Annotated in this window: 28 protein-coding genes; 10 read left to right on the forward strand and 18 right to left on the reverse strand. The window is 72.4% G+C overall.

What is annotated here, in order from left to right:
- Nucleotides 1-12: 12 nt before the first annotated feature.
- Nucleotides 13-777, reverse strand: coding sequence for a nuclease-related domain-containing protein (locus ABZS51_RS10035; RefSeq protein WP_355438294.1), 765 nt, complete (start codon nucleotides 775-777; stop codon nucleotides 13-15).
- A gap of 182 nt (nucleotides 778-959) precedes the next feature.
- On the opposite strand from ABZS51_RS10035, the gene ABZS51_RS10040 reads away from it, so the two are divergent.
- Complete coding sequence (locus tag ABZS51_RS10040) at nucleotides 960-1,556, forward strand: TetR/AcrR family transcriptional regulator (protein ID WP_310713406.1); 597 nt, start codon at nucleotides 960-962, stop codon at nucleotides 1,554-1,556.
- On the opposite strand, the gene ABZS51_RS10045 is transcribed toward ABZS51_RS10040, so the two are convergent.
- Genes ABZS51_RS10045 through ABZS51_RS10055 form a run of 3 tightly spaced genes read right to left on the reverse strand, consistent with a single transcriptional unit; the run spans nucleotide 1,521 to nucleotide 5,073 of the window.
- Nucleotides 1,521-2,690 carry an acyl-CoA dehydrogenase family protein gene (locus tag ABZS51_RS10045; RefSeq protein ID WP_355438296.1) on the reverse strand — a complete coding sequence of 390 codons (1,170 nt, stop codon included), beginning with the start codon at nucleotides 2,688-2,690 and terminating at the stop codon, nucleotides 1,521-1,523. The two genes, ABZS51_RS10040 and ABZS51_RS10045, sit on opposite strands and share 36 nt — an antisense overlap.
- Nucleotides 2,687-3,850, reverse strand: a complete 1,164-nt coding sequence (locus ABZS51_RS10050) for an acyl-CoA dehydrogenase family protein (RefSeq protein WP_355438298.1) — start codon at nucleotides 3,848-3,850, stop codon at nucleotides 2,687-2,689. Before ABZS51_RS10050 ends, ABZS51_RS10045 begins: the two co-directional genes overlap by 4 nt.
- Nucleotides 3,851-3,870: 20 nt before the next feature.
- Nucleotides 3,871-5,073, reverse strand: a complete 1,203-nt coding sequence (locus ABZS51_RS10055) for an acyl-CoA dehydrogenase family protein (protein ID WP_355438300.1) — start codon at nucleotides 5,071-5,073, stop codon at nucleotides 3,871-3,873.
- Between the two features lie 125 nt (nucleotides 5,074-5,198).
- Between ABZS51_RS10055 and ABZS51_RS10060 the strand changes: the two genes are divergently transcribed.
- A complete protein-coding gene (locus ABZS51_RS10060; RefSeq protein ID WP_355438302.1) occupies nucleotides 5,199-5,774 on the forward strand; it encodes a GNAT family protein in 576 nt (191 codons plus the stop codon).
- Between the two features lie 100 nt (nucleotides 5,775-5,874).
- Here ABZS51_RS10060 and ABZS51_RS10065 read toward each other — a convergent pair whose 3' ends face one another.
- Nucleotides 5,875-6,453 (reverse strand): TetR family transcriptional regulator C-terminal domain-containing protein, encoded by a 579-nt coding sequence (locus ABZS51_RS10065; RefSeq protein WP_355438304.1) that lies wholly within the window; start codon nucleotides 6,451-6,453, stop codon nucleotides 5,875-5,877.
- Nucleotides 6,454-6,546: 93 nt separating this feature from the next.
- Here ABZS51_RS10065 and ABZS51_RS10070 point away from each other — a divergent pair, with 93 nt between their 5' ends.
- Nucleotides 6,547-7,707 carry an FAD-dependent monooxygenase gene (locus ABZS51_RS10070; protein WP_355438306.1) on the forward strand — a complete coding sequence of 387 codons (1,161 nt, stop codon included), beginning with the start codon at nucleotides 6,547-6,549 and terminating at the stop codon, nucleotides 7,705-7,707.
- Here ABZS51_RS10070 and ABZS51_RS10075 read toward each other — a convergent pair.
- The 5 genes from ABZS51_RS10075 to ABZS51_RS10095 all read right to left on the reverse strand — a co-directional run bounded on the left by ABZS51_RS10075 (nucleotide 7,610) and on the right by ABZS51_RS10095 (nucleotide 13,370).
- Entirely contained in the window at nucleotides 7,610-8,494 is an 885-nt protein-coding gene (locus ABZS51_RS10075) for a hypothetical protein (RefSeq protein WP_310713394.1), read from the reverse strand. The two genes, ABZS51_RS10070 and ABZS51_RS10075, sit on opposite strands and share 98 nt — an antisense overlap.
- Before the next feature lie 141 nt (nucleotides 8,495-8,635).
- Nucleotides 8,636-9,010: a VOC family protein gene (locus ABZS51_RS10080; RefSeq protein WP_355438308.1), complete on the reverse strand. Its 375-nt coding sequence runs from the start codon at nucleotides 9,008-9,010 to the stop codon at nucleotides 8,636-8,638.
- 55 nt (nucleotides 9,011-9,065) lie between these two features.
- Nucleotides 9,066-11,258, reverse strand: coding sequence for an accessory Sec system translocase SecA2 (secA2, locus tag ABZS51_RS10085; protein ID WP_310713439.1), 2,193 nt, complete (start codon nucleotides 11,256-11,258; stop codon nucleotides 9,066-9,068).
- Nucleotides 11,259-11,462: 204 nt separating this feature from the next.
- Nucleotides 11,463-12,344, reverse strand: coding sequence for an EamA family transporter (locus tag ABZS51_RS10090; RefSeq protein WP_355438310.1), 882 nt, complete (start codon nucleotides 12,342-12,344; stop codon nucleotides 11,463-11,465).
- Between the two features lie 180 nt (nucleotides 12,345-12,524).
- A complete protein-coding gene (locus ABZS51_RS10095) occupies nucleotides 12,525-13,370 on the reverse strand; it encodes an SAM-dependent methyltransferase (protein WP_355438312.1) in 846 nt (281 codons plus the stop codon).
- A 190-nt stretch (nucleotides 13,371-13,560) separates the two neighbouring features.
- Between ABZS51_RS10095 and ABZS51_RS10100 the strand changes: the two genes are divergently transcribed.
- Complete coding sequence (locus ABZS51_RS10100) at nucleotides 13,561-13,905, forward strand: PRC-barrel domain containing protein (protein ID WP_310713437.1); 345 nt, start codon at nucleotides 13,561-13,563, stop codon at nucleotides 13,903-13,905.
- Nucleotides 13,906-14,024: 119 nt separating this feature from the next.
- Here the strand turns inward: ABZS51_RS10100 and ABZS51_RS10105 are convergent, their stop codons facing one another.
- Nucleotides 14,025-14,621, reverse strand: a complete 597-nt coding sequence (locus ABZS51_RS10105; protein ID WP_310713386.1) for a nucleotidyltransferase — start codon at nucleotides 14,619-14,621, stop codon at nucleotides 14,025-14,027.
- Nucleotides 14,618-15,532 carry a LysR family transcriptional regulator gene (locus tag ABZS51_RS10110; RefSeq protein ID WP_355438315.1) on the reverse strand — a complete coding sequence of 305 codons (915 nt, stop codon included), beginning with the start codon at nucleotides 15,530-15,532 and terminating at the stop codon, nucleotides 14,618-14,620. The genes ABZS51_RS10105 and ABZS51_RS10110 overlap by 4 nt, the downstream gene beginning before the upstream one ends.
- Before the next feature lie 130 nt (nucleotides 15,533-15,662).
- Here ABZS51_RS10110 and kdgD point away from each other — a divergent pair, with 130 nt between their 5' ends.
- Together kdgD and ABZS51_RS10120 are read left to right on the forward strand one after the other, a co-directional pair.
- The gene (gene kdgD / locus ABZS51_RS10115; protein WP_355438317.1) at nucleotides 15,663-16,571 is read left to right on the forward strand and encodes a 5-dehydro-4-deoxyglucarate dehydratase; all 909 of its coding nucleotides are present in this window, start codon (nucleotides 15,663-15,665) and stop codon (nucleotides 16,569-16,571) included.
- 59 nt (nucleotides 16,572-16,630) lie between these two features.
- The gene (locus ABZS51_RS10120; protein WP_355438319.1) at nucleotides 16,631-17,116 is read left to right on the forward strand and encodes a DUF1360 domain-containing protein; all 486 of its coding nucleotides are present in this window, start codon (nucleotides 16,631-16,633) and stop codon (nucleotides 17,114-17,116) included.
- 22 nt (nucleotides 17,117-17,138) lie between these two features.
- Here ABZS51_RS10120 and ABZS51_RS10125 read toward each other — a convergent pair whose 3' ends face one another.
- Nucleotides 17,139-18,092 carry an LLM class F420-dependent oxidoreductase gene (locus ABZS51_RS10125; protein WP_355438321.1) on the reverse strand — a complete coding sequence of 318 codons (954 nt, stop codon included), beginning with the start codon at nucleotides 18,090-18,092 and terminating at the stop codon, nucleotides 17,139-17,141.
- Between the two features lie 89 nt (nucleotides 18,093-18,181).
- Between ABZS51_RS10125 and ABZS51_RS10130 the strand changes: the two genes are divergently transcribed.
- Nucleotides 18,182-18,331 carry a GPGG-motif small membrane protein gene (locus ABZS51_RS10130; RefSeq protein WP_175593845.1) on the forward strand — a complete coding sequence of 50 codons (150 nt, stop codon included), beginning with the start codon at nucleotides 18,182-18,184 and terminating at the stop codon, nucleotides 18,329-18,331.
- A 284-nt stretch (nucleotides 18,332-18,615) separates the two neighbouring features.
- Here the strand turns inward: ABZS51_RS10130 and ABZS51_RS10135 are convergent, their stop codons facing one another.
- The 3 genes from ABZS51_RS10135 to ABZS51_RS10145 are packed head-to-tail and all read right to left on the reverse strand — an operon-like array spanning nucleotide 18,616 to nucleotide 20,627.
- Nucleotides 18,616-19,335 carry a metallophosphoesterase gene (locus ABZS51_RS10135; protein WP_310713374.1) on the reverse strand — a complete coding sequence of 240 codons (720 nt, stop codon included), beginning with the start codon at nucleotides 19,333-19,335 and terminating at the stop codon, nucleotides 18,616-18,618.
- A complete protein-coding gene (locus tag ABZS51_RS10140) occupies nucleotides 19,328-19,576 on the reverse strand; it encodes a BON domain-containing protein (protein ID WP_310713372.1) in 249 nt (82 codons plus the stop codon). Before ABZS51_RS10140 ends, ABZS51_RS10135 begins: the two co-directional genes overlap by 8 nt.
- A 43-nt stretch (nucleotides 19,577-19,619) precedes the next feature.
- On the reverse strand, nucleotides 19,620-20,627 hold the full coding sequence (locus tag ABZS51_RS10145) for a DNA topoisomerase IB (protein WP_355438324.1): 1,008 nt from the start codon (nucleotides 20,625-20,627) through the stop codon (nucleotides 19,620-19,622).
- Nucleotides 20,628-20,683: 56 nt separating this feature from the next.
- Between ABZS51_RS10145 and ABZS51_RS10150 the strand changes: the two genes are divergently transcribed.
- The 3 genes from ABZS51_RS10150 (at nucleotide 20,684) to ABZS51_RS10160 (ending at nucleotide 23,946) form a co-directional block, all read left to right on the forward strand.
- Nucleotides 20,684-20,938: a hypothetical protein gene (locus tag ABZS51_RS10150; protein ID WP_310713368.1), complete on the forward strand. Its 255-nt coding sequence runs from the start codon at nucleotides 20,684-20,686 to the stop codon at nucleotides 20,936-20,938.
- A gap of 2 nt (nucleotides 20,939-20,940) precedes the next feature.
- Nucleotides 20,941-22,038, forward strand: a complete 1,098-nt coding sequence (locus ABZS51_RS10155) for an SDR family oxidoreductase (RefSeq protein WP_355438327.1) — start codon at nucleotides 20,941-20,943, stop codon at nucleotides 22,036-22,038.
- Between the two features lie 81 nt (nucleotides 22,039-22,119).
- Complete coding sequence (locus tag ABZS51_RS10160; RefSeq protein WP_355438329.1) at nucleotides 22,120-23,946, forward strand: transketolase; 1,827 nt, start codon at nucleotides 22,120-22,122, stop codon at nucleotides 23,944-23,946.
- 146 nt (nucleotides 23,947-24,092) lie between these two features.
- Here ABZS51_RS10160 and ABZS51_RS10165 read toward each other — a convergent pair whose 3' ends face one another.
- Together ABZS51_RS10165 and ABZS51_RS10170 are read right to left on the reverse strand one after the other, a co-directional pair.
- Complete coding sequence (locus ABZS51_RS10165; RefSeq protein ID WP_310713362.1) at nucleotides 24,093-24,479, reverse strand: ChaB family protein; 387 nt, start codon at nucleotides 24,477-24,479, stop codon at nucleotides 24,093-24,095.
- 52 nt (nucleotides 24,480-24,531) lie between these two features.
- Nucleotides 24,532-24,813 (reverse strand): hypothetical protein, encoded by a 282-nt coding sequence (locus ABZS51_RS10170; protein ID WP_310713359.1) that lies wholly within the window; start codon nucleotides 24,811-24,813, stop codon nucleotides 24,532-24,534.
- Nucleotides 24,814-24,839: the final 26 nt, after the last annotated feature.

The raw sequence follows: 24,839 nt of genomic DNA on the forward strand, positions 1-24,839 counted from the left end.
CTCCGGGTCGGGTCAGGAGCGCTGGAGCTCGCGGGCCGCCGTGCGGGTCAGCAGCTCGATCTGGTCGTCGTCCAGCACGACCTCCCGCGACGCCTTGATGCGGCGGGCCACCAGGCGGGGCTTGAGCAGCGTGATGCCCTCCGCCGTGACGCTGCCGCCGCGTGGCAGCGAGCCGGAGTGCGCGGCCAGCATGACCGTGATCGTCACCGGCACGCCGGTCTCGCGCGTCAGCATCTCGGCGAACGCGCGGGCGGTCTCGGCCAGCGGTCTGGCGACATTGGTGCCGTACTTCTCGCCGAAGAAGAGCCTGCCGCCGTACGCGGCGATCTCCGTGTCGGGGCTCCACGACTCGTTGTCCACGATCCACAGCCCGCCAGGGCCGATCACGAGGTGGTCGATGGACGCCTGGCCGCGGATGGCGCGGCCGTCGAGGACCTTGTAGCCGCGCCTGCGGAGCGAGCGCCGCAGCATGCGGCCGGTGATGGCCTCGCCGCGCCGCTGGCCCCGCCAGACCGCCGTGGCCCGGAACGAGCTCCAGGCGAGCCACCAGTCGGCGGCGGCGACGACGCCGGCGAGCGCGAGGCCGTACAGGGGAACGAGGTCGAGACCGAAGCGGATGGCGAGCCCGATGCCGACCACGAAGCCGACGGCCGCCTTGACCATCCGGGACCGCTGGCGGCCCTTGGCCGCCTCACGCCAGAACTTCTCGTAGTACCACTGCGGCGACGAGCCGGCGTACTTCGCGTCCTGCTGCACGTAGATAGAGCCACCGGGCACGGCAAACTCCCCGAATGATGAGATCGAACCGAACCAAACGGGATCTGCCACGCCGAAGATCCCTCGCCAAGTCAAGTAATACCCCACTCCAAGCAAGGGCACCCTAAGGTGACGGAAATAGCACCGGGAAGACCGCTCAACCGACCAGTCGGTATCCTGTCGGAGGTGACCAAGGGGGACACGTGAAGGAAGAACCGGTACGCGGCCGGCTGCTGAGCGCGGCGACGCGGTTGTTCGCCGCGAGAGGCTTCGAGGGCACCTCGGTGCAGGAGATCGTGCTGGCGGCGGGCGTCACCAAGGGCGCCATGTACCACTATTTCAGCTCCAAGGATGACCTGCTGCACGAGATCTACGCTCGCGTGCTGCGCATGCAGATGGACAGGCTCACCCTGATCGCCGACGGCTCCGGCACGGTCGCCGAGCGGCTGCACGCCGCCGCGGCCGACGTCGTCGAGACCACCACCGCCAACCTCGACGACTCCAAGATCTTCTTCCGGTCGATGCACCTGCTGGCGCCCGAGACGCAGAAGAGCGTGCGGGCCGAGCGCCGACGCTACCACGAGCGATTCCGCGATCTCGTGGCCGAGGGGCAGCGCGAGGGCACCTTCAGCGACCACGTCCCGGCCGACCTGGTCGTCGACTACTTCTTCGGCTCGGTCCACCACCTGGGCACCTGGTACCACGCGGACGGGCCGCTGACCGGCGCCCAGGTGGGAAGGCACTTCGCCGACCTGCTGCTCACCTCACTCCGCGCCGGGGCCGGGCACACCGGCGAGTGAGGCCAGCGCCTCCCGGTGGTCGCCGGGGGTGCCAAGAGCGATCTCTCCGGCCTTGGCGCGCTTGAGGAAGAGATGCACGGGATGCTCCCAGGTCATCCCGATCCCGCCGTGGAGCTGGAGTGCCTCCTCGGCCGCGTGCACGGCCACGTCGCCGTTCCACGCCTGGGCCACGGCGACGGCCACCGGGTCGAGCCCGGCCCCGCCCGGCGCTCCCTCCTCAGAGGCCGAGACGGCGCCTCGGGCGGCGGCCCTGGCCCTGACCACATCGAGCCACAGGTCCGCCAGCCGGTGCTTGACCGCCTGGAACGACCCCACCGGCCGGGCGAACTGACGGCGCTCCCTGACGTACGCGAGCGTGGTCTCCAGGCACCACTCGGCCACGCCGAGCTGCTCCGAGGCCAGCAGCCCCGCGCCGAACCGAAGCACCTCGGCCAGGTCCACCACGCCGAGCCGCGTGCCGGGCGCGCCGTCGAGGGTCACGGTCGCCACCGGGCGCGTCAGGTCCAGCGACGGCACCGCCTGGACGGCCGCGGCGTCGCGTTCGACGGCGTAGAGGGTCGCCGAGCCGCCCGCCGAGGCCCCGGGGACCGGGACGAGCAGGACGTCGGCCACGTCGGCCCCCGCCACGCTCCGCACGCTCCCCGACAGCAGCGCCTCGCCGCCGCCTCCGGGCTCTCCGGAGCTCACCGGGGAGCCGTGCCAGGGCCGGTACGGCGAGGCGGCGAACGGGACCGCCAACGCGGCCGTCACCCGGCCCTCCGCGAGTCCCCGCAGCAGCCCGACGCCCGCGGCCGTCTCACCGGCGGCCGTCTCACCGGCGCCCGTCCCCGTGGCGCGGACCAGCGCGTACGTGGCCAGGACCGAGCTGGTGAAGAACGGCACCGGCGCCACCCCGCGGCCCAGCTCCTCCAGCACCACGGCCGCCTCGCTCGCCGTGGCCCCGGCTCCCCCGTGCGCCTCCGGGACCAGCAGCCCCGCCACGCCGATCTCGCCGGTGAGGGTCTTCCACAGGCCCGGGTCGTACGGCTCGGACTCGACGCGCGCCAGGACGGCGGCGGGCGGGCAGCGGTCCGCGAGCACGGCCCGGACGGCGGCCCGCAGCTCCTCCTCGACCTCCGAGTACAGCAGGGTCATCGCGGCAGGTCCTTCCAGGGGACGTCCTTGTCGACGCGGGGTTCGGCGGGCAGGCCGAGCACGCGCTCGGCGATGATGTTCCGGAGGATCTCCGAGGTGCCGCCCTCGATGGAGTTGCCCTTGGCCCGCAGGTAGCGGTAGCCGGCGCCGCGGCCGTAGAAGTCGACGGTGTCGGAGCGGCGGAACGCCCAGTCGTCGTAGCCGAGGTCGCGGCGGAGCTCCACGTCGAGGCCCGACAGCGCCTGGTTGAGCCTGGCGAACGACAGTTTCATGCCCGACCCCTCGGGGCCGGGCTGGCCGGCGGCGAGCTGCTCGCGCAGCCGCGCGCCCGACAGGCGGGTGACCTCGGCCTCCACCCACAGGGCGAGCAGCCGCTGGTGCAGGTCGTGGGTGCGCAGCTCGGGGTGCTCGCTCCAGGTCTCCAGCACCGGCGCGAGCATGCCGCCGCCGCGCCGCACGCGCGCGCCGCCGATGGCGACGCGCTCGTTCATGAGCGTGGTCTGCGCGACGCGCCAGCCGTCGCCGACCTGGCCGAGCCGCAGGTCGTCGGGGAGCCGCACACCGGTCAGGAAGACCTCGTTGAACTCCGCCTCGCCGGTGATCTGCCGCAGCGGCCGGACCTCTACGCCGGGGGCGTGCATGTCGCAGGCGAAGTACGTCAGGCCGCGGTGCTTGGGCACGCCCGGGTCGGTGCGGGCGACGAGGATCGCCCACCGGGCGTGGTGGGCGCCGGACGTCCACACCTTCTGCCCGTCCACGATCCACTCGTCGCCGTCGCGGACGGCCCGGGTGGCGAGCGTGGCGAGGTCGGACCCGGCGCCGGGCTCGCTGAAGAGCTGGCACCAGATCTCCTCGCCGGTCCACAGCGGGCGCAGGAACCGCCGCCTCTGCTCCTCGGTGCCGAACGTCAGGATCGTGGGCGCCGCCATGCCGAGGCCGATGCCCTGGACGCCGGTGTCGATCTGCGGCGTGCCGGCGAGCCCCTCCTCCACGACCCGTTGCAGCTCGGGTGAGAGCCCGAGACCGCCGAGCCCCTCCGGATACCACACCCAGGCCAGCCCGGCGTCGAACCTGGCACGCAGGAACTCCAGCCGGTCGCCTCCGGGGTCGTGGCGGGCGAGGAAGTCCGCCACCAGCTCCCTGAGCCGCGCTTCGTCCACTCGGGGTCCTCCGATCGGTGTCACATGTACTTCTTGAGCTCGCGGTAGGCCAGGGACCGCTTGTGGACCTCGTCCGGGCCGTCGGCCAGGCGCAGGGAGCGGGCCCCGGCCCACAGACCGGCCAGCGGGAAGTCCTGCGAGACCCCGCCCGCCCCGTGGACCTGGATGGCCTTGTCGAGGATCCACTCCACGGTCACCGGAGTCGCGATCTTGATGGCCTGGATCTCGGTGTGCGCGCCCTGGTTGCCGACGGTGTCCATGAGCCAGGCCGTCTTGAGGACGAGCAGCCGCAGCTGCTCGATGCGGACGCGGGACTCGGCGATCCAGTCCTGGACCACGCCCTGCTGGGCGACGGGCTTGCCGAACGTGGTCCGGCTCAGCGCGCGGCGGCACATCAGCTCGACGGCCCGCTCGGCCATGCCGATGAGCCGCATGCAGTGGTGGATGCGGCCCGGCCCGAGCCTGGCCTGGGCGATCGCGAAGCCGCCGCCCTGCTCGCCGATGAGGTTGTCCACCGGGACGCGGACGTCCTCGAACACGATCTCGGCGTGGCCGCCGTGGTCGGCGTCGTCGTAGCCGAACACGCTCATGCCGCGCCTGATGTGCATGCCGGGCGTGTCACGCGGCACCAGCACCATGCTCTGCTGCCGGTGCGACGGCGCCTGCGGGTCGGTCTTGCCCATGACGATGAAGATCTTGCACTCGGGGTTCATGGCGCCTGAGATGAACCACTTGCGGCCGTTGATGACGTACTCGTCGCCGTCCCTGACGATCGAGGTGGCGATGTTGGTGGCGTCGGAGGAGGCCACGTCGGGCTCCGTCATGGCGAACGCGGACCGGATCTCCCCGTCCAGCAACGGCCGCAGCCACTCCTCGCGCTGCCAGTCGTCGCCGAACATGGACAGCACCTCCATGTTGCCCGTGTCCGGCGCGGCGCAGTTGGTGGCGACGGGAGCGAGGTGCGGGCTGCGGCCCATGATCTCCGCCAGCGGCGCGTACTGGAGGTTCGTCAGCCCGGCCCCGTCGGCGCCGGGCAGGAACAGGTTCCACAGGCCGCGCTTGCGCGCCTCGTCCTTGAGGTCGGCCAGCAGCGGCGGAGCGCTCCAGCCACTGGTGGCGGCCTGCTCGGCGAAGGCGGCCTCGGCCGGGTGGACGCACTCGTCCATGAAGCGCAGCAGCCGCTCGCGCAACTCCTGGGTGACGCTGTCGTAGGCGAAGTCCATGCCGCCGAGCCTACCGACCGGCCGGTATGCGTGTCGACAGTGGTCTGCGTCGAAGACAGTGGTCTTCGTCAAAAGGCGCCATGTGGCCATAACCCGGTTTCCGGTCATCTCCTAGGCTGGCCGCCATGACCGCCAGGCTCCCCTCTCCCGTGGTGCTCGAGAACGACGTCGTCCGGCTCGAACCCCTCACCCTCTCCCACGTGCCCGACCTGTTCGCGGCCGGCGGGGACGACGCGGAGGTGTGGCGTTGGATGCCGGCGCATCCCCGGACCGAGGAGGAGCTGAGGGAGGTGGCCGCCGGGCTGATGGCGGACGACAAGCACGTCCCGCTCGCGGTCGTCCCCCGCGAGAGCGGCCGGGCGGTGGGCTGGACCACCTACGGCGACGTGCCGGGCTTCGACGAGAGCGTGGAGATCGGCTGGACCTGGTACGGCAGGGCGGTCTGGCGCACGGCCGTGAACACGAACTGCAAGGTGCTGCTCATCGACCACGCCTTCGGCGAGCTGGGGTACAACCGCGTGCTGCTCAAGACGGACGTGCTCAACACGCGCTCGCAGAACGCGATCCGGCGGATCGGCGGCGTCCACGAGGGCACGCTGCGGCGTCACCGCAGGCGGCCGGACGGCACCTGGCGCGACACCGTCTTCTTCGGCATCCTCCAGGAGGAGTGGCCGCCCCACCGGGCCCGCCTCACCGCCTGACGAACCCGCCTGACGGGCCCGCCTGACGGGGCCGCCCGACGAGCCCGCCCGACGAGCCCCCGTCGGACCGGCCGCACGGGCCCGCCCGGCCGGGACGGGCTCAGCCGGCTCCCAGCATGCCGGTCAGCAGCTCGCGCATCGCCGCCCGGACGTCGTCCTTGGACGGACGCTCCCCCGCTCCGGCGATCGCGTCGAACATGACGCCCTCGGTGTACGCCACGAGCTGGTGCGCGTGCCGTACCGGATCGGGGGAGCCCAGTGCGGCCAGCAACGCCACGGCGGGGTCGCGGAAGCGGCGGCCGGCCCGGTCGTAGACGCGGCGCAGCTCGGGCCGGCGGGTGGCCTCCAGGGCCAGCTCGTAGCGGGCCAGCGTGCGCCGGGTGTCGGAGAGCTGGACGTCCAGCGCCTCCACGAGCAGCACCACCAGGTCCTCGCGCGACGGGCGCCGGTCGCGCGCCGGCAGCCCGGCTTCCAGGGCCGGGGCCAGGGCGCGCTCCTCCAGCTCGACGAGGTGGGCCAGGGCGAGTTCGAGCAGCGCGGCGCGGGTGCGGGCGAGGTTGGAGGCCGAGCCGGGCGGCAGGCCGGCGGTCTCGTCCACGGCCCGATGGGTCAGGCCGCGCATCCCCCGCTCGGCCAGCAGCGTGATCGCCGCCTCCGCAACCGCCTCTGAACGCTTCACAGCACCCGATCCTACGGGCAACTCACTACCCCTGTAGTTTTCGCACTACAGGAGTAGTATCGTGGAACTACAGACGTAGTTGAGGAGGCGAAGATGCCGGCTGCTGTGGTGATCGGTGCGGGGATCGGCGGGCTTACCGCGGGGATCGCCCTGCGCCAGGCGGGGTGGGACGTGACGGTGCTGGAGCGGGCCGAGCGGTTGAAGCCGGTCGGCTCGGGCCTGGCCGTGGCGGTGAACGCGCTGCGGGCCCTCGACACCCTCGGACTCGGCGACCCCGTGCGCGCGCTGTCCCGGGTCCAGGGAACGCTGGGCATCCGCAGACCGGACGGCCGGTGGCTGGCGCGCGGCACGGAGGAGAGCGTCAGGAAGGAGTTCAGCGACTCGGTCGTGGTGCTGCCGCGGGCGGCGCTCGTGGAGCTGCTGGCGGAGGCGCTGGGCGCGGACGCCCTTCACCTGGGCGTCCGGGTGACGGAGGTGGATCCGGACACGGGCACCGTCCGCACGAGCGAGGGCGAGCGCGTGGGCGAGCTGGTCGTGGCCGCCGACGGCATCCACTCGGCGACCCGCCGCGCCCTCTTCCCCCTCCACCCGGGCCCGGTGTACTCCGGGGTGACGGCCTGGCGGGGGCTGGTGCCGTGGACGGGCGGCCCGCTGCCCAGCACCGAGACGTGGGGCAGGGGCAGGGTGTTCGGCGCCCACCTCCTCGCGGGCGGCCTGGTCTACTTCTACGCGACCGACGTGTCCCCGGCCGGGGAGTCGGGCGGCGACGAGCGGGAGGAGCTGCTGCGCAGGTTCGGCGGGTGGCACGAGCCGATCCCGTCACTGCTGCGCGACGTCGCGGCGGAGCGGATCCTGCGCAACGACATATACGCGTTCGCCACGCCCCTGCCCGCCTTCCACCGGGGACGGGTGGCGCTGGTGGGCGACGCGGCCCACCCGATGACGCCGAACCTGGGGCAGGGCGCCTGCCAGGCGATCGAGGACGGGGTCGTGCTCGCGTACGTGGCGGGCGGCGATCTGGCCGCCTACTCGGCGGCCCGCGTGGAGCGGACGGCCACGCTCGTGCGGCGCTCGACGGCGGTGTGCCGGGCGACGAAGGTGCGCAACCCCGTCGCGGTGTCGCTGCGCGACGCGGGGATGGCCCTGGCGGCCCGGCTCAGCTCCGATCTGATGCCGAAGTCAATGCGGGAGGTACTGGAATGGACTCCACCGCGACGGGCCGCGAGTGGTCGGGGGCCAGGCGCCCCAGCGTGATCGTGCCGGCGATGGTGAGCGCGCCGGCCAGGAGCGCCGGGACGGCCGTGGACGGGCCGGCCGGCAGCGGCTCGCCCAGCAGGATGGCCCCGGCCAGCACCGAGGTGACCGGGTCGACGACCTGGACGCCCGCGTAGGCGATGCCGAAGTAGCCGATGGCGTACGAGCGCTGGAGCAGCACCACCGCGCAGACCAGCAGCACCGGCACGACCAGCGTGAACCAGTGCAGCAGCCTGCCCCAGTCGCCCTGCATGCCGCCGCCCACCACGCGCACGAACGTGGACACGCTGGCGGTGACGACTCCCGCCCCCACCGACATCAGCAGCGCCTTGCCGGGGCCGCGCAGCCGGCGGGCGACGAGCTCGGAGACGAGCGCGATCGCCGCGATCACCCCGATGAACGCGAGCGCGGCCCCGTCGGTGAGGTGCGGGACGACGTTGTGGGCGGGCACGAGCAGCATGAGCCACACCAGGCCCACGGCGACCGCGAGCGAGCCGAGGATCTCCGCGCGGTACGGCCGCCGCCCGTACATGAGCGCGGCCAGCGGCACGGCGAACACCAGCGTGGCCACGCTGATGGGCTGCACCGCGACCAGCGGCGCGAAGCTGAGCGCGACGGCGTGCAGGCTCGCCCCCGTCAACCCGATGACCCCGCCGATCACCCAGCGGGGGCGTCTCACCAGCTTGAGCGAGGCACCGCCCGCCACGGCCTCGTATTGTTGCAGGGCCGCCCCGAGCGCGTATCCCAGGGCGCCGAGCAGGGCGATGAGGAGTCCGGCCCAGGTCATCGGCGCCCACGCAGGGGCAGGGACGTGTGGAGGCGCATTGCTCCAGCTTAAGAGGGAAGCGGAGCACACGAATCATCCTTTTGGACAACATCAGCCCGCCAAGTCCCCGGACGGGCCCTGTGACCAGGGCCGAAGCCGGCGTCAGGAACGCTCGGGGCAGACGCAGAACAGGTGCCCCTCGGGGTCGCGCAGCACGATCCAGCCCACGCCCTCGTCCGTGACGCCCGGCTGGAAGTCGGGCCTGGTCGCGCCGAGCGCGATGTACTCCTCGACCGCCTTCTCCACGTCGGGCACCCGGAAGTCGAGGTGGAACTGCTTGGCCGCGCCCGGCCAGGGGGCCGGCTCGCGCTCGGGGACGCGGCCGAAGTAGATCGCGGTGGTGCCGTCGCCCACCGCGGCGTACTCGTCCTCGGCGTACTGCACGTCGAGACCGGTGATCTCGTGGTAGAACTCGGCCAGCTTCTTGGGCTCCGCGCAGTCGATGGTGACGGCCAGGAGCTTCGCCTTCGTTGTCATGGCCCAAGCCTCGCAGCCGTACCTGCCATCTTCTGTCAGGTACGGCGGCCGGTTTCTAACGGCGCCGGCCGCCCGACCCCACCCGCTTGAGTATCCGGTCCCACTCGGTGCCGAACGGGTTGTCCTGCACCATGTACGTCCAGGTCGCCGTGGGCCGCTTGAGGTCGGGCTCGGGCGCCTCGAACGCCTCCAGCGACCGCCGCTCCACCTCGGCCAGCATCGCCTTGTACTCGGCGACCGCCTCCCGGTGGAACTCGTCGATCGGGCTCATCCGGCCGAGGGCCCGCAGGTGGATGCCCTCGCGCAGGTCGGTGAGGAAGGCCAGGTGCTCGGTCCAGCAGCGGTCGATGGCGTGCAGCACGATCTGCCGGGCCGTCTCCTCGCGGGTCTCCTCGGGCATGGAGGCCCACCGCTCGGGGTCGCCCTCGGCCAGCGCCCGCGCGGCGGAGTCGCCGTGCAGCACCTTGTCGCGCCACTCCAGGATGAGCTCGCGCTGCTGCTCCAGCAGCCGGGTGTAGCGCCAGGTGTTGCGGTGGATCTGCAGGTTGACGCCCTCGGCGACCCGCTGGGCGTGGGCCACGATGTAGGCGCCGCGGCGGTGCCTGACCACGCCGTCGGCGTCGGCCGCGGGCGGCCGCTCGTCGGCCGCGAACTGGGTGACCAGCTCGTCGCGCATGCTGACGAAGAAGACCGAGCCACCGGGGTCGCCCTGCCGCCCGGCCCGGCCGCGGAGCTGGTCGTCCAGCCGGCTGCTGGCGTGGCGGCCGGAGCCGATCACGTACAGGCCGCCCAGCTCGGCCACGCCCTCGCCGAGGCGGATGTCGGTGCCGCGACCGGCCATCTGCGTGGAGACGGTGATCGCGTCGCGCTCGCCCGCCCGCGCGATGATCGCGGCCTCCTCGGCGTCGTTCTTGGCGTTGAGGACGACGGGGTCCAGGCCGCGCCGGCGCAGCAGCCCGGCGAGGTTCTCCGACTCGGCGACGTCGAGGGTGCCGATGAGGATGGGCCGGCCGGTGGCGTGGACCTCCTCGATCTCCTCGACGAGGGCGGCGTCCTTCTCGGGCACGTCCGGGTAGACGCGGTCGGGCTCGTCCTTCCTGACGCAGGGCCGGTTGGACGGGATGACGGCGACCTTGAGCCCGTAGAACTCGCCGAGCTGCTCGCTGACCGCGACGGCCGTGCCCGTCATGCCGCAGATCTGCGGGTAGCGGCGGACGAGGCCCTGCACGGTGATGGAGTCGAGGATCTCGCCCTTCTCGCTGGGCGCCAGCGCCTCCTTGGCCTCCACGGCCGCCTGGAGGCCGTCGGGCCAGCGCTGGAGCAGCGCGACCCGGCCGCGGGAGGCGTTGATGAGCTGCACCCGGCCGTCGCGGACGATGTAGTCGACGTCGCGGGCCAGCAGGATGTGGGCGTGCAGGGCGAGGTTGAGCTCGATGAGGGTGCCGGGCTCGTTCTCGTCGTAGAGGTCGACGCCGAGGAGGTTCTCGACCGTGTCGGCGCCCTTGGGGGTCAGGTAGACGTTGCGCGCCTGGTCGTCCACCTCGTAGTGGTAGCCGCGGACGAGCTGCCTGACCAGCGCGGCCATCTCGGGGACCGCGCTGCCCGCGTCGGAGGCCCCGGCCATGACGAGCGGCACGCGGGCCTCGTCCACCAGCACGGAGTCGGCCTCGTCGACCAGCGCGACCTCGGGGGCGGGCACGATGAGCTCGGCGGCGTCGGTGCGCAGGCGCTCGCGCAGCACGTCGAAGCCGATCTCGCTGACCGCGCCGTAGGTGACGTCCCTGGAGTACGCCTCGCGCCGCTCCTCGTGCGTGGAGGACTGCCCGACCCAGCCGACGGTGACGCCGATGGCCTCGTAGAACGGCGCCATCCATTCGGCGTCGCGCCGGGCCAGGTAGTCGTTGACGGACATGACGTGGACGCGCTTGCCCTGCAGCGCGTAGCCGGCGGCGGCCATCGCGCCGGACAGCGTCTTGCCCTCGCCGGTCGCCATCTCGGCGACCTTTCCGTCGAGCAGCGCCAGCGTGCCGAGGAGCTGCGCGTCGTACGGCCGGAGCCCGAGCGAGCGGTCGGCCGCCTCCCGGGCGACGGCGCAGAACCTCGCCAGGTCGTCCATCGCGGGGCGGGCGAGCTCGTCCAGCTCGCCGACCGGGCCGGCCAGCTCGCGGGCCGCCTTGACGACCTTCTGGTACGGGCCCAGACTCACTCCTCCCGGCCGGTCCAGGAGGTTCTTCAAGATTCCGGAAATAGACGCCACAGTCCCTCCAACGCGCGCTCTGCCCGGCAGCGTTCCTCTCGTGCCCACCTCCACGAGTGTGACCGAAGTGGGGAGCGGAGCGACGGTACGGCATGCGTCGCCGTACCGGACCCTAACCCATATGGGGACGTGCACGGCGTTCCGCGCCGCCGCCCCGCTCCCCGGTCGGCCCTCGATCAACCGTCCGTCACCGTGTCATCGCTGCTCGGGGCGTAGGGCCGGCACCACCACGGCGGCGGCCAGCAGCGCGCACCCGGCCCAGCCGGCCACGCTCAGCCGCTCCCCGAACAGCAGCACGCCGAGCACGGCCGCGCCGACGGCCTCGCCGAGGGAGATGACCGACACGGTGGCGGCCCGCAGCGCGGTCAGCGCCCGGAAGAACAGGGCGTAGGCCAGCGCGGTCGGCACCGCGCCGAGGTAGGCCAGCAGCGCCACGGTCGTCACGGTCGGCTCGGGCACCGCGCCGCCGGCCAGCGCGAACGGCGCCAGGCACACCGCGCCCACCACGAACCCGCCCACGGCCATGCCGCCGGGGTCCTCCCGGTGCCGCCGCGAGTACAGCGTCACCGCGGCGTACCCGGCGGCCGACACCAGGGCGAACGCGACGCCCCCGAGCCGGCCGCCGCCCGCGAGCAGGCTCTCGCCCGTGAGCAGGAACAGCCCGGCGAGCGCGGCGGCCAGGGCGAGCAGGCCGGTGCGGCCGGACCGCTCGCCGAGCAGGAGCCGCCCGCCCAGCTCGGTGACGACCGGGGTGGCGCCCATCGTCACCACGGTCGCGACGGCCACGCCGGACCGCTCGATGGCCGCGAAGTACGCGGTCTGGTAGACGGCCATCCCGGCGCCCACGACCACCATCCGGACGTCGAGGCGCGGGAGGACGCCGCCGGTCAGCCGGGTGAGGGCGAGCAGGAAGACGGCGCCGAGGGCGTAGCGCCACAGGGACACACCGGCCGGGCCGAGCCCGCCGGACTGGAAGAGCAGGGATCCCGCGGCGCCGCCGGTGCCCCAGGCGGCCGCCGCCACGGACACGTAGAGGGCTCCCCGGCGCGCGGAGACGGGTGAGGGGACATGCGTCATGACAGATCTCTCCGGATGGAGTGGTCGGAAGGGGGCCCGTACGCGGGCAGCGACCACCCCCGGATCGGTCAGATCCGGCGAGATGTCAGAAGAGGCCGCCCGCTACCGGGCGGGCGGCGGGGAGCAGATCAGGAAGCGCGGCACGTCCCTCACCCTAGCGGCTCCGGGGTCTGCGGGGCCTCACGGTTTGCGGGCGACTCCACCGAGGAGGAGCTCCTCCCAGGCGGCCGGCGGGTGGGGCAGCCGGTCGTCGGGCCGCCACTCGGGGAAGCGCACCAGGCCGGGCTCCACCAGCTCCAGCCCGTCGAAGAAGCGGCCGATCTCCTCGCGGGAGCGGAAGTGGCCGGTGCCCATCGTGACCCGGAGCATCGCCTCCAGCGCCTGGGCCTTCGGGTTGGCCGAGGCCAGCATGTTCGAGGCCGCCAGGTGACTGCCGGACGGCAGCGCGTCCATGTAGCGCCGGACGATCCCGTGCGGGTCGTCCTGGTCGGGGAACAGGTGCAGCAGCCCGATCGCCAGCACCGCGACGGGCCGGGACAGGTCGATGAGCCGCCGCAGCTCGGCGTTGCCCAGCACGGCCGCGACGTCGCGGGCGTCCTCGGTGACGGCGACCACGTGCGGGTTGCCCTTGAGGATGGCGCGCGCGTGCGGCTCCACCGACGGATCGACGTCCACGTACACGACGCGCGTCGAGGGGTCGGCGAACTGGGCGACCTCGTGGGTGTTCTCGATGGTGGGCAGGCCGGCGCCGAGGTCCACGAACTGCCGGACGCCGGCCTCTCGGACGAGGTGGTCGACGACGCGGCCGACGAACGCCCGGTCGCACCAGACCAGGTCCACGATCTCGGGCACGGCCTCCCTCAGCCGCCGCGCGACGGACCGGTCGGCGGCGAAGTTCTCCATGCCGCCGAGCAGGGCGTCGTGGACGCGGGCGACGCTGGGCGTGGACGGGTCGACCCCGGGCGGGGCCCACTCCTCATGGGACCACTCACCGCTCGCCCACGCGCTGGAGGAACCGAGGCTCATCCGGACTCCCCTTTGGTCGGTGACGCGGATCGTACCGAAATCGGGGGCTCCATGTCTGCGCCGACCTGTGGCTTCGCACAGGCCGCTTGGCCGCCCGTTGACGAATTTCCGGGACGCGGTTTACGCGCCGTATCCCGGGTAGCTGGAGCGGGCCCGAGTACGAGACGGAAGCAGAGAGGACGTGAGCTTCATGGAGCTCTGGGACTATCGATCTGACGTCTACGACCGCGGCCAGGCGCTGGACATCAACGGTTACCACGTCCACGCCACCGACGGAAAGATCGGTTCCGTCGACGAGGCCACGTACGAGGTCGGCGAGAGTTACCTGGTCGTCGACACCGGTCCGTGGATCTTCGGTAAGAAGGTCATGCTGCCGGCGAGTGTCATCACCCGGATCGACCCCCAGGCACGCGAGGTGTACGTCTCGCGTACCAAGGCGGAGATCAAGGACGCTCCGGAGTTCGACGAGGGCCGCTTCAAGGAGCCCGAGTACCGGACGCGGGTGGGCGACTACTACGGCCGGTTCCCGCACTGACCTTCGGTCAAGGTGAAGGGCCGCACCCCCCGGGGTGCGGCCCTTCGTCCGTCCTGAGGTTCCGTCCTCAGGGGCCGTCCCCGGGGTCCGTCCTCAGGGGCCGTCCCCGGGGTCCGTCCTCAGGGCCAGGACGGGTCGCCCTTGGGCTCGGCCGGCGCCTCCAGCACACCCAGGCGTTCCAGCAACGTGAGGAAGGTCGCCGCGTACGGCGAGGCGGCCGTCACCGTGGCCACCCGCTGCCAGTCCACCTGCTCCCGCAGCGCCCGCACCTGCGGCAGCAGCGCGCCGTAGTCGCAGGCGTGCTCCGACAGCGGCATCAACCAGGAGATCACCAGGTCCGTGGCCTCCAGCACGGGCACGATCACCGCCGACGCCTTCATCGGCTCGGCCCGCTCGATCAGCTCGTCGGTCACCGGCCGGTCGGAGATACGGAAGATCAGGTCCACCAGCCGTCCGTCGTCGTACGCCTTGACCAGCCAGTCCTCCGGCGGTTTGGCCGTCTCGAGGCCGAGGGCGCGCAGCGCTTCCAGGGCGGCCGGAACGTCATGCTCGGTGATGACGAAGTCCACGTCGTGCAGCGAGGGCGCCGCGCCCCTGGCGTAGGCGGCGCACCCCCCGGCCAGGGCGAACTGCACTCCCGCGTCCTTCAGCCCCGAGCTGGCGCGTTTGAGCGTGTCGAGGATCGCGTCGGTGACTTCATGACTGTGGCTGCTCATGTGATCCGGCTACCCTCCCGGTCCCCCGCTAGACGTCGGATCGCGCGCAGGAGCGGTGCCAGCACGGGATTGTCGTTGCCGGCCCGCCAGGCGAGATCGAGCCGCACCGTGTCGGGTCCGAGCCCGGTCACCGGGCGCAGCACGACGCCGTCCATGCGCAGCGCGGAGGCCGCCGCGGGCACCAGCGCCAGGCCGAGCCCGGCCTTGACCATGGCCAGGACCGTGTGGACCTGGCTCAGGTACTGCCGGTGGACCGGCTGCACGCCGGCCGTGCGGAACACGGCGACCAGCACCTCGTGGAAGTAGCGGGCCTCGGACGGCGAGTACATGATGAACGGCTCGCCGTCGAAGTCCGCCACGCTCGGGTACGGCGCCCGCACCGCCAGCGGGTGGCCCTCGGGCAGCGCCGCGAGCAGCGGCTCGCTGGTCAGGGGCGCGGTGCGGATGTCGGCCGTGCGCACCGGGGGGCGGACCATGCCGACGTCCACGGCGCCGGACAGCAGCGCCTCCACCTGCGCGGCGGTGACCATCTCGCGCAGCACCAGCTCCACGCCGGGCAGCCGGGCGCCCGCCTCGGTGACGACGCGCTCCAGGAACGAGTAGGCGGTCGTGGCGGTGAAGGCGAGGGTGACCACGCCCGCGTCGCCGCGCGGCGTGCGGCGGGCGGCCAGCACCGCCTCCTGCGAGACCTGCAGCACCTTGCGGGCCTCGGCGAGGAAGGCCCGACCGGCGGGGGTGAGCCGGACCGCCCGGCGGGTCCGGTCGAACAGCTCGACGCCCAGCTCGCGCTCCAGCGCCTGGATGCGCCGGCTCAGCGGCGGCTGCGTCATGCGCAGGCGCGCGGCGGCCCGGCCGTAGTGCAACTCCTCGGCGACCGCGACGAACCCGACGAGCTGCTCCATCGACACCATGCTCCGCGATGATACGCGGCACGCATCGGAGGATGCGAAAAGAGTGTTGGACCGGCATGAGTCACGCTGCCTATGGTCATGACGGGACACCGACCCCAAAGGGGACGGATCCCCCGACGAAGGAGACCCGATGACCCCCGACGAGCTGAGCGCCCGGCTGGCCTCAGGGCTGCTGTCGTTCCCCGTGACCCACTTCAAGGACGACCTGTCCTTCGACGAGGCCGCCTACCGCGAGCACCTCGCCTGGCTCGGCCGGCACCAGGTGGGCGGGCTGTTCGCGGCCGGCGGCACGGGCGAGTTCTTCTCGCTGACCCAGGCCGAGGTGGAGCGGGTGGTGGCCGTCGCCGTGGACGCGGCGCCCGCCGGGGTCCCGGTGCTGGCCCCGTCCGGGCACGGCACCGCGACCGCCGTCCAGCTCGTCCGCTCCGCCGAGCTCGCCGGGGCGGCCGGGATCCTGCTGTTCCCGCCGTACCTGACCGAGGCCGACGAGGAGGGGCTGGCCGCGCACGTCGCGGCCGTGTGCCGGGCGACCGCCCTGGGCGTGATCGTCTACAACCGGGCCAACGCCCGCTACTCCACCGCGACGCTGGAGCGGCTGGCCGCCGAGCATCCGAACTTCGTCGGCTTCAAGGACGGCGTGGGCGACCTGGAGCAGATGACGCGCGTCCGCGCCCGCCTGGGCGGCCGGCTGCTCTGCATCGGCGGTCTGCCCACGGCCGAGCTGTACGCGCTGCCGTACCACGCGCTGGGTGTCGAGACCTACTCCTCGGCGATCTTCAACTTCCTGCCGGAGTTCGCGCTCGCCTTCCACCGGGCGGTGCGCGGCGGCGACACCGCCGCGGTGACCGGGATGCTGAACGACTTCGTCCTGCCCTACGTGGAGCTGCGCGACCGGCGGCGGGGATACGCGGTGAGCATCGTCAAGGCGGGCCTGCGCGCCGCCGGCCGCCCGGCCGGACCGGTGCGGCCCCCGCTGGTGGACCTCACCGGCGAGGAGCAGGACCGGCTGTCGGCCCTGATCGGGCGGGTGAGCGCCTGACCCGCGTCCCCGCTCCGGCGCGCGAGTAGAGCGCCGGAGCGGGGGTAGCCCGAGGCCCTATGACCGACTTCCTGGAGAAGACCGAACGCGAGTACCAGGGCGAGCACGACCGGCCGCTGCGCGGCTACCTGCGCATCATGACCGTGTACGGCGGGGCGATCGCCGCGGCGGTGGGCGCGGCCGCGCTGATGGGGCGCAAGGCACCGGAGCGGGTGGGGCTGATGGACGTGGCGCTGATGGCGGCCTGCACCCACAAGGTGTCGCGGCTGATCGCCAAGGACCCGGTGACCAGCCCGCTGCGGGCGCCGTTCACCCGGTACGAGGGGACGAGCGGCCCGGCCGAGCTGAAGGAGGAGCCGCGCAACTCGGTCGGCGAGCTGGTGTCGTGCCCGTTCTGCCTGGCGCAGTGGACGGCCACCGCCTACGCCGCCGGCCTGGTCTTCGCGCCCCGGTTCACGCGGCTGGTGGGGGTGACGATGACCGCGGTGGCCGCCTCCGACTGGCTCCAGCTCGCCTACGCGAAGATGATGCGCTCCGCGTCCTGACCGCAGGTCAGTCCCTGTGCCGTCAGCGCAGCCGGGGCAGGACCTCGCGCGCGTAGAAGTCGAAGAACGCGTCCTGCTCGGCCCCGATCTGGTTGACGTACACCTCGTCGAAGCCGGCGTCCACGTACGCGCGGATCGCCTGGACGTGTGCCTCGGGGTCGGGGCCGCACGGGCTGCCGCCGACGGCCTGCTCCTCGGTGACCGACTGGGCGAGCTGCTCGAAGTGCCGGGGCAGGGGCAGCAGCTGCGACGCCTCGCCCTGGATGCCCTGGTTGGGCCACAGCCGGTGGACGGTCCTGCGCGCCTCGGCCTCGTCCGGCGCGTAGCAGACCTTGAGGCCGCCCATCGCCGGCTTGCCCGCGCCGCCCGCCTTGTGGAACTGCTCCACCATCTCGGCGCTGGGGCCGGTGGAGATGTAACCGTCGGCGATGCGGCCGGCCAGCTCGATGGCCTTGGGCCCGAACCCGGACATGTAGATGGGCGGCGGCTCGTCCGGCAGCGTGTAGAGGCGGGCGGTGTCGACCCGGTAGTGGGCGCCGCGGTGCGTCACCAGCTCGCCGGTGAACAGCTCCCGCATCAGGCCGACGGCCTCCTCCAGCATCTCCAGCCGCTCCTCGGCCGGCGGCCAGCGCGACTCGATGACGTGCTCGTTGAGCGCCTCGCCGGTGCCGACGCCGAGCCGGAAGCGCCCGCCGGACAGCGCGGCCGTGGTGGCCGCGGCCTGGGCGGTGATCACCGGGTGGATCCGCATCAGGGGGCAGGTGACGGCCGTGGTGATGGGCAGCGACGTGGCCTCGGCCAGCGCGCCGATCACGGACCAGACGAACGGGCTCTGCCCCTGCGCGTCCAGCCAGGGGTGGAAGTGGTCGGAGATCCACAGCGCCTCGAACCCCGCGCGCTCGGCCGCCTTGGCCTGCCGGACCAGTTCCCGGGGGCCGTGCTCCTCGCAGGAAAGGAAGTATCCGAATGTGGTCATGAAGGTCCACTTCCCGGCGCACTCAGGGAAAACATGGCGTGCGCCAGGAATGGATGTTAAATGCCTTTCGGCCCGGGCAGTAGCGGGCCATGGCTACTTTGCTGTGGATCATCGCGGTCGTTCTCGTCATCGCCGGCATCTATGTGATTCTGGCCCGTCGCGATCTCCTCTGGGGGATCGTCCTCATCGTCCTCGGCTTCCTGGTGGGCCCCGGCGGTGTCAGCATCTTCAATGTCTAGGGGCGCCACCGACGCGCCACCCGTTCTCCGCCCGGCCGGCGAACGCCGGCCCGGCGGACCTACCCGACAGGCTGTGCCATCCCGTGTTACCCGTCTCACGCCTTTATCCGGCGACGAGATGAAAATGTAATCAAATCCAGAAAATCAGCCAAAAGATCAGCTATCGAAAAGGAAGGGCGGCCGCTCCGGATCGGAGCGGCCGCCCTTCTGTTCCGCGGTTCCCGGAGTTTCGGTTCCTGACGTTTCGGTTCAGGATGCTTCCCGGGCCCGCAGCGTGGCCTGCCTCAGCATTCGAGGCAGTACACGCCGTACGCCTTGCCCAGCACCGGCAGCGCCACGTTGCGGACCCGGATGCCGCCCGGGGTCAGGCCCTTCTCCGTGCCCTTGTGGGCGTGGCCGTGCAGGACGAGGTCCGCGCCGGCCGTGTCCACGGCCTCGGCGAGCAGGTAGCTGCCGAGGAAGGGGTAGATCTCCAGGGGCTCGCCCTCAAGGGTCTCCTTGATGGGCGAGTAGTGCGACAGGAGGACCCGCCGGTCGGCCTGCATCTCCTTCAGCGCGAGCTTCCAGCTCTCGGCGATGAGCCGCGTGTGTCCCACGAAGTCCTTGATCTCGCGCTCGCCGAACTCGCTCGCGCACTTGCCGGCGAACCCGCCGCCGAACCCCTTGCCGCCCACGACGCCCAGCCTCGTGCCGCCGCACGTGAGGACCGCGCCGTCGTCGTCCAGCACGGTCACCCCGGCGTCACGCAGCTCACTGGCGATCTCGTGCTGGAGGTCGGAGTGGTAGTCGTGGTTGCCGAGGACGGCGACGACCGGCACGGGCAGGTCGCGCAGCTCGTCGGCGACCACCCGGCCCTCCTCCAGCGTGCCGTGCCGGGTGAGGTCTCCCGCCAGCATCAGCACGTCGGCGCGCTCCTCGATGCCTTCGAGCCGCTTGCGGTACTCGCCACGGACGTCCTCGCCCAGATGGATGTCGCCCACGGCCGCTATGCGGACTTCAGTCAAGGTGCTCATCCTCCCCCGGCTCGTTGACGACGACGACCTTGATCTCGTTGTGCACCTTCAGGTCCGGGGCGGTCTCGTGCGCCACCTCCCCGAGTCGTACGCGTTGATCGCTCCCGCTCACCTGGCCGCGCAGGAACAGCTGGTCCCCTCTGACGTCGACGTGGATGCCGAGCTCGTGGGTCCGCGCGTCCTCGGCCAGCGCCTGCTGGATGCGGGCCGCGACGTACTGCGGAGCTTCCATGGATGCCTCCTTCCCTGACGCCGCATGCCCGGGTATGAATCCCTCAAACGGCGCGTATCAGGTCGATAACGGCGCGTTCTACGGCGCCATGGGTGGCGAGCTGGCCGAAGTCCGCCTCGGCTCCCAGCTCGGTCAGGACGGGCGCGACCGTGCGTCCCCGCTGGTACGCCTCGACCACACGGGGGTCCACGTACGACTCACGCGCCACGGTGGGCGTGTTGCCCAGGTAATCGGACACCTCCCGCATCACCCGGGTGATCGCCCGCTTCCGGGCGGCCTCGCCGCGCCCCTCCGCCGCGTGCGTGGACACCGAGAGGCCGACGGCGGCCAGCACGGTCGCGTGCCAGGTGCGGAAGTCCTTGGCGGTGAAGTCGTCGCCGATCTTCTCGCGGAGGTAGTCGTTGATGTCGTCGCTGCGCACGTCCGCCCAGCCGTTCCCCTGCCGGTAGAACAGCAGCTCCCCGTCAGGGTGGCGGCGCTTGAGCGACCTGATCACCGAGCACACCGAGGAGTCGGCGATCACCACCTCGCGCGGGATGTCGCCCTTGGCCGGGTACGCGCAGGTGATCGTGTCCCGCGAGCAGGTCACGTGCTCCATCCGGAGGGTCGCCAGCCCGAAGGTGTCGTAGGTCTCGCCGCCCACGCGGAAGAAGCCCACGTCCAGCATCCGCGCCGCGGCGGCCAGCACCCGCTCCCGGGTCAGGCCGCGGCCCCGCAGCGCCTCGTCCACCGCCTTGCGGAAGTCGGGCAGCCGCTCGGCCAGCTCCAGCACCCGGTCGAACTTGATCTTGTCCTGCTGTTCGCGCCACAGGTCGTGGTAGCGGTACTGGCGGCGCCCCGCGGCGTCGGTGCCGGCCGCCTGCAGGTGACCGTCCGGCGAGGCGCAGATCCACACGTCGGTCCACGCGGGCGGGATGACCAGCGCCTTGATCCGCGCCAGCGTCTCCGGGTCCACGGGGCGGCCGTCCGCGTGGTGGTAGCCGAAACCCCGCCCGCGGCGCCGGCGATGGATCCCCGGCTCGTTCTGGTCACTGGGATGCAGCTCGGCCACGGACGCCCGGCTACCCCCAACGTTAGGCCCCAAACGGCAGGGGCAGGTGATCCGCCATGTCTGAGAACAACCAGTGGGAACAGCGCTCGGAGTCGGGCAAACCCATGGTGCCGGCCACGCCGAGGGACGTGGTCCACATCCGGGCCGGCTCGTTCATCCTCGTGTTCGCCCTCGCGTTGGCGGCGCTGGGGCTGATCGCCGGGATCCCGGTGCTGACCGGCATCGCGGCCGTCGCGGCCGTGGTGACCATCGTGGACATCGTGCTGGCCGTACGGCGGCAGAAGAGCAGGAACGTGGGAGAGGCAGGCTGAGCATGACACCGCAGCGAACCGAACTGGACACCTCGGCCGGGGAGCCGGCCGGCTCCCTGGCCGGCGCCGTCGCCGAGACGGCCGAAGGGCTGCGCACGCACGACCTGCGCGGCAAGGTCGTCGTGGTCACCGGCGCCAGCGGCGGCGTGGGCCGGGCCGTGGTGCGCGAGCTGGGCGCCAAGGGGGCCAAGGTGGCGCTGATCGCCCGCGGCACGACCGGGCTCGGCGCCGCCGCCGTGGACGTGGGCGCCGCCGGCGGCAGCGGGAAGGTGTTCGAGGCCGACGTGGCCGACTACGAGCAGCTCCGGGATGCGGCCGAGCAGATCGAGGCCGAGATGGGCCCCATCGACGTGTGGATCAACGTCGCGTTCTCGTCGGTCTTCGCCAAGTTCACCGACGTCACCCCCGAGGAGTACGAGCGGACCACCGCCGTCACCTACCTCGGCTACGTGTGGGGCACCCGCGTGGCGCTCGACCTTATGCGGCCCCGCGGCCGGGGCGCCATCGTGCAGACCGGCTCGGCCCTGTCGCACCGCGGCATCCCCCTGCAGTCGGCGTACTGCGGCGCCAAGCACGCCATCAAGGGCTTCACCGAGTCGGTGCGCACCGAGCTGATGGCCGAGAACAGCGACATCAAGATCACCCTGGTGCAGCTCCCGGCGGTCAACACGCCGCAGTTCGACTGGGTGCTGTCCAAGCTGCGCCGCCATCCCCAGCCGGTGCCGCCCATCTACCAGCCCGAGGTCGCCGCGCGCGGCATCGTGTACGCGGCCGAGCACCCCGAGCGCAAGGAGTACTGGGTCGGCGTCACCACCGCCGCCACCATCATGGCGGAGCGCGTCGCCCCGGCCCTGGTGGACCGCTACCTGGCGCGTACCGGGATGAAGTCGCAGGTGACGGACGAGGAGCAGCCGAGCGGCGTGGCGAACCTGTGGGAGCCGGCCGACGAGGACAAGGACTACGGCGCCCACGGCAGCTTCGACCGGCGCTCGCACGCGCGCAGCCCCCAGCTCTGGCTGTCCCAGCACCGCCGGCCCGTCCTCCTCGGCCTCGCGGCGGGCGCGGCGGCGGCCACGGCGCTCCTCCGGCGCAAGCGCTGAAAGGTCCGCCCGACCGGCGGGGACACGGCGTTAAGCGGGCGAGTTGGGGTAGTCGGCGGACGACCAGAGGAGGCCCTGACCATGCCTGAACGCGATCTGCACTACCTGACCGAGCTGGCCGCCCAGCTGCGCGTGGACTCCGTGCGCAGCTCGGCCGCCGCCGGATCGGGCCACCCCACCTCGTCGATGTCGGCCGCCGACCTGATGGCGGTGCTGTTCAGCTGCCATCTGCGCTACGACTTCGACCATCCCGACAACCCCGCCAACGACCATCTGATCTTCTCCAAGGGGCACGCCTCGCCGCTGCTGTACGCGCTGTTCAAGGCGGCGGGCGCCATCGACGACGAGGAGTTGCTGTCCTTCAGGAAGCGTGGCAGCCGGCTGGAGGGGCACCCGACCCCGCGCCTGCCCTGGGTCGACGTGGCCACCGGGTCGCTGGGCCAGGGCCTGCCGGTCGGCGTGGGCATGGCGATGGCCGGGCGGCTGGAGCGCCTGCCGTACCGGGTGTGGGTCCTGTGCGGCGACAGCGAGCTGGCCGAGGGCTCCGTGTGGGAGGCCGCCGAGCTGGCGGGCGACGAGGGGCTGGCCAACCTGACGCTCATCGTGGACGTGAACCGGCTGGGCCAGCGCGGCCCCACCCGGCACGGCTGGGACACCGGCGCGTACGCGCGCCGGTTCGGCGCGTTCGGCTGGCACACCATCGAGATCGACGGCCACGACCCCGGGCAGATCGACTTCGCGCTGGGCGACGCCTGCAACACCCGCAGGCGGCCCACCGTCATCCTGGCCAAGACCCGCAAGGGCGAGGGCGTCGTGGAGGTGGAGAACCGCGAGGGCGCCCACGGCAAGGCCCTCAAGGACCCCGACACAGCCGTCGCCGAGCTGGGCGGCGTGCGCAACCTCACCGTGGACGTGCACCGGCCGGAGCCCATGCCGCAGCCGTACCGCTTCGACGACGGGCCGCTGACGCTGCCGGAGTACGAGCCGGGCACACGCGTCGCCACCAGGACCGGGTACGGCGAGGCGCTGGCCGCCCTCGGCGCGGCCCGCGGCGACGTGGTGGCGCTGGACGGCGAGGTGGCCGACTCCACCAGGACGGAGGAGTTCGCCAAGGCGTTCCCGGAGCGCTTCTTCGAGATGTACATCGCCGAGCAGCAGCTCGTCGCCGCCGCCGTCGGCATGCAGGCGCGCGGCTTCGTGCCGTACGCGGCGACGTTCGCGGCGTTCCTCACCCGGGCGCACGACTTCATCCGGATGGCCGCGGTCAGCCAGGCGTCGATCAGGATCGTCGGCTCGCACGCCGGCGTGGCGATCGGCGAGGACGGCCCGTCGCAGATGGGGCTGGAGGACCTGGCCATGTTCCGGTCCGTGTACGGCAGCACGGTGCTCTACCCGTGCGACGCCAACCAGGCCGCGGCCCTGACGGCCGAGATGGCCGGCGTCTCCGGCGTGTCGTACCTGCGGACCACCCGCGGCGACACGCCTGTCATCTACCGGCCCGGCGAGCGCTTCCCCGTGGGCGGCTCGCGGGTGCTGCGCCACACACCGGCCGACCGGGCCACGATCGTGACCGCCGGGGTGACCGTCCACGAGGCCCTCGCGGCGGCCGACGAGCTGTCCGCCGCGGGCATTCCGGTGGGCGTCATCGACCTCTACTCGGTCAAGCCCGTCGACACGGCCGCGCTCACCGCCGCCGCCACCACGACCGGGAACCTCATCACCGTCGAGGACCACCGGCCCGAGGGCGGCCTCGGCGACGCGGTCCTGGACGCGGTCAGCGAGCTGGGGCCGCGCGTGGTCAAGCTGGCCGTACGGGGGCTGCCGGGGTCGGCCACGCCGGAGGAGCAGCTCGCGGACGCGCGCATCGACCGCCGCGCCATCATCGACGCGGTCAAGCGCCTGCTCTGAGCGCGGCTTCTCCGCTTCGCGGGGGAGGCAGTCGAACGGCCCGCCGGGGCGAACCTGGCGGGCCTGACGGGTGGGGACGGGTGGGCGATGCGGACCGGTGGGGATGTGCGGACCGGTGGGCCGGGCCGGCCCGCCGGGCGCGCGTCCTAACGGCGGGCCTTGGCGGTGGCCCGGCGGTTGGCCTTCTTGATGGCCTCGACCAGCTCTTCCTTGGTCATCTTCGACCGGCCGGTGACGCCCAGCTCGGACGCCACCTTCTGCAGGTGGTCCTTGCTGGCGTTGGCGTCGACGCCCTCGGCCGTGCGGCCGGAACGATCCTTGGCGCCCTGGTCCGACGGTCCCTTGCCGGACTTGGGCTCCCAGTGGTCGCCGACCTTCTCGAACGAGTGCTTCAGCGCGGCGAAGGCCGTCATGTGGGCGCGGCGCCCCTCGCCGTACGTCTGCACCGCGGAGTCGTGCGCCTTCATCCACGTGGCCTGCGCCTTCTTCGGCGAACGGCGGATCGTCGACGGCAGTTCATCTTCGGCTGGCATGTCGGTTCACCTCCTGCAGGGGCTCTTCCCCGCTCGTGGCTGATGATGGCGGTTACAGCGGGGGCTCGTCGTAGCGGCGGCGCTCCTCGTACACCGTCGTCCGGCGCGCCTCGGGCTCCTCGTAGATCTCGTGGCGGTGCACCGGCTCGTCGATGGGTCCTACCGCCCTGCGGGTGACCTGGATCCGGTAGATGCCGAACAGGAGCCCGATCAGACCACCGAGCATGAGGATGACGCCGACGACGTTGATGTCGAGGCCCGCGAGGTCGAACTCGACGGCCCACGTGAGGATCGCGCCCAGCATGATGAGGATGATGCTTCCGGCGATGGTCATTAGTACCTCCTTGACAAGAGGAACCT

Source organism: Nonomuraea sp. NPDC005501 (genome assembly GCF_040605905.1).
Lineage (GTDB): Bacteria > Actinomycetota > Actinomycetes > Streptosporangiales > Streptosporangiaceae > Nonomuraea.

Excerpts from the sequence above, each read along its gene's own strand:
- ABZS51_RS10095 (WP_355438312.1), bottom strand. The coding sequence starts at position 13,370 with ATGAGCCTCGGTTCCTCCAGCGCGTGGGCGAGCGGTGAGTGGTCCCAT.
- ABZS51_RS10165 (WP_310713362.1), bottom strand. The coding sequence starts at position 24,479 with ATGCCAGCCGAAGATGAACTGCCGTCGACGATCCGCCGTTCGCCGAAG.
- ABZS51_RS10100 (WP_310713437.1), top strand. The coding sequence starts at position 13,561 with ATGGAGCTCTGGGACTATCGATCTGACGTCTACGACCGCGGCCAGGCG.
- ABZS51_RS10125 (WP_355438321.1), bottom strand. The coding sequence starts at position 18,092 with ATGACCACATTCGGATACTTCCTTTCCTGCGAGGAGCACGGCCCCCGG.
- ABZS51_RS10140 (WP_310713372.1), bottom strand. The coding sequence starts at position 19,576 with ATGGAAGCTCCGCAGTACGTCGCGGCCCGCATCCAGCAGGCGCTGGCC.
- ABZS51_RS10170 (WP_310713359.1), bottom strand. The coding sequence starts at position 24,813 with ATGACCATCGCCGGAAGCATCATCCTCATCATGCTGGGCGCGATCCTC.
- ABZS51_RS10155 (WP_355438327.1), top strand. The coding sequence starts at position 20,941 with ATGACACCGCAGCGAACCGAACTGGACACCTCGGCCGGGGAGCCGGCC.
- ABZS51_RS10150 (WP_310713368.1), top strand. The coding sequence starts at position 20,684 with ATGTCTGAGAACAACCAGTGGGAACAGCGCTCGGAGTCGGGCAAACCC.
- ABZS51_RS10080 (WP_355438308.1), bottom strand. The coding sequence starts at position 9,010 with ATGACAACGAAGGCGAAGCTCCTGGCCGTCACCATCGACTGCGCGGAG.
- ABZS51_RS10075 (WP_310713394.1), bottom strand. The coding sequence starts at position 8,494 with ATGACCTGGGCCGGACTCCTCATCGCCCTGCTCGGCGCCCTGGGATAC.
- ABZS51_RS10055 (WP_355438300.1), bottom strand. The coding sequence starts at position 5,073 with ATGGACTTCGCCTACGACAGCGTCACCCAGGAGTTGCGCGAGCGGCTG.
- ABZS51_RS10160 (WP_355438329.1), top strand. The coding sequence starts at position 22,120 with ATGCCTGAACGCGATCTGCACTACCTGACCGAGCTGGCCGCCCAGCTG.
- ABZS51_RS10045 (WP_355438296.1), bottom strand. The coding sequence starts at position 2,690 with ATGACCCTGCTGTACTCGGAGGTCGAGGAGGAGCTGCGGGCCGCCGTC.
- ABZS51_RS10130 (WP_175593845.1), top strand. The coding sequence starts at position 18,182 with ATGGCTACTTTGCTGTGGATCATCGCGGTCGTTCTCGTCATCGCCGGC.
- ABZS51_RS10120 (WP_355438319.1), top strand. The coding sequence starts at position 16,631 with ATGACCGACTTCCTGGAGAAGACCGAACGCGAGTACCAGGGCGAGCAC.
- ABZS51_RS10090 (WP_355438310.1), bottom strand. The coding sequence starts at position 12,344 with ATGACGCATGTCCCCTCACCCGTCTCCGCGCGCCGGGGAGCCCTCTAC.
- kdgD (WP_355438317.1), top strand. The coding sequence starts at position 15,663 with ATGACCCCCGACGAGCTGAGCGCCCGGCTGGCCTCAGGGCTGCTGTCG.
- ABZS51_RS10070 (WP_355438306.1), top strand. The coding sequence starts at position 6,547 with ATGCCGGCTGCTGTGGTGATCGGTGCGGGGATCGGCGGGCTTACCGCG.
- ABZS51_RS10110 (WP_355438315.1), bottom strand. The coding sequence starts at position 15,532 with ATGGTGTCGATGGAGCAGCTCGTCGGGTTCGTCGCGGTCGCCGAGGAG.
- ABZS51_RS10060 (WP_355438302.1), top strand. The coding sequence starts at position 5,199 with ATGACCGCCAGGCTCCCCTCTCCCGTGGTGCTCGAGAACGACGTCGTC.
- ABZS51_RS10105 (WP_310713386.1), bottom strand. The coding sequence starts at position 14,621 with ATGAGCAGCCACAGTCATGAAGTCACCGACGCGATCCTCGACACGCTC.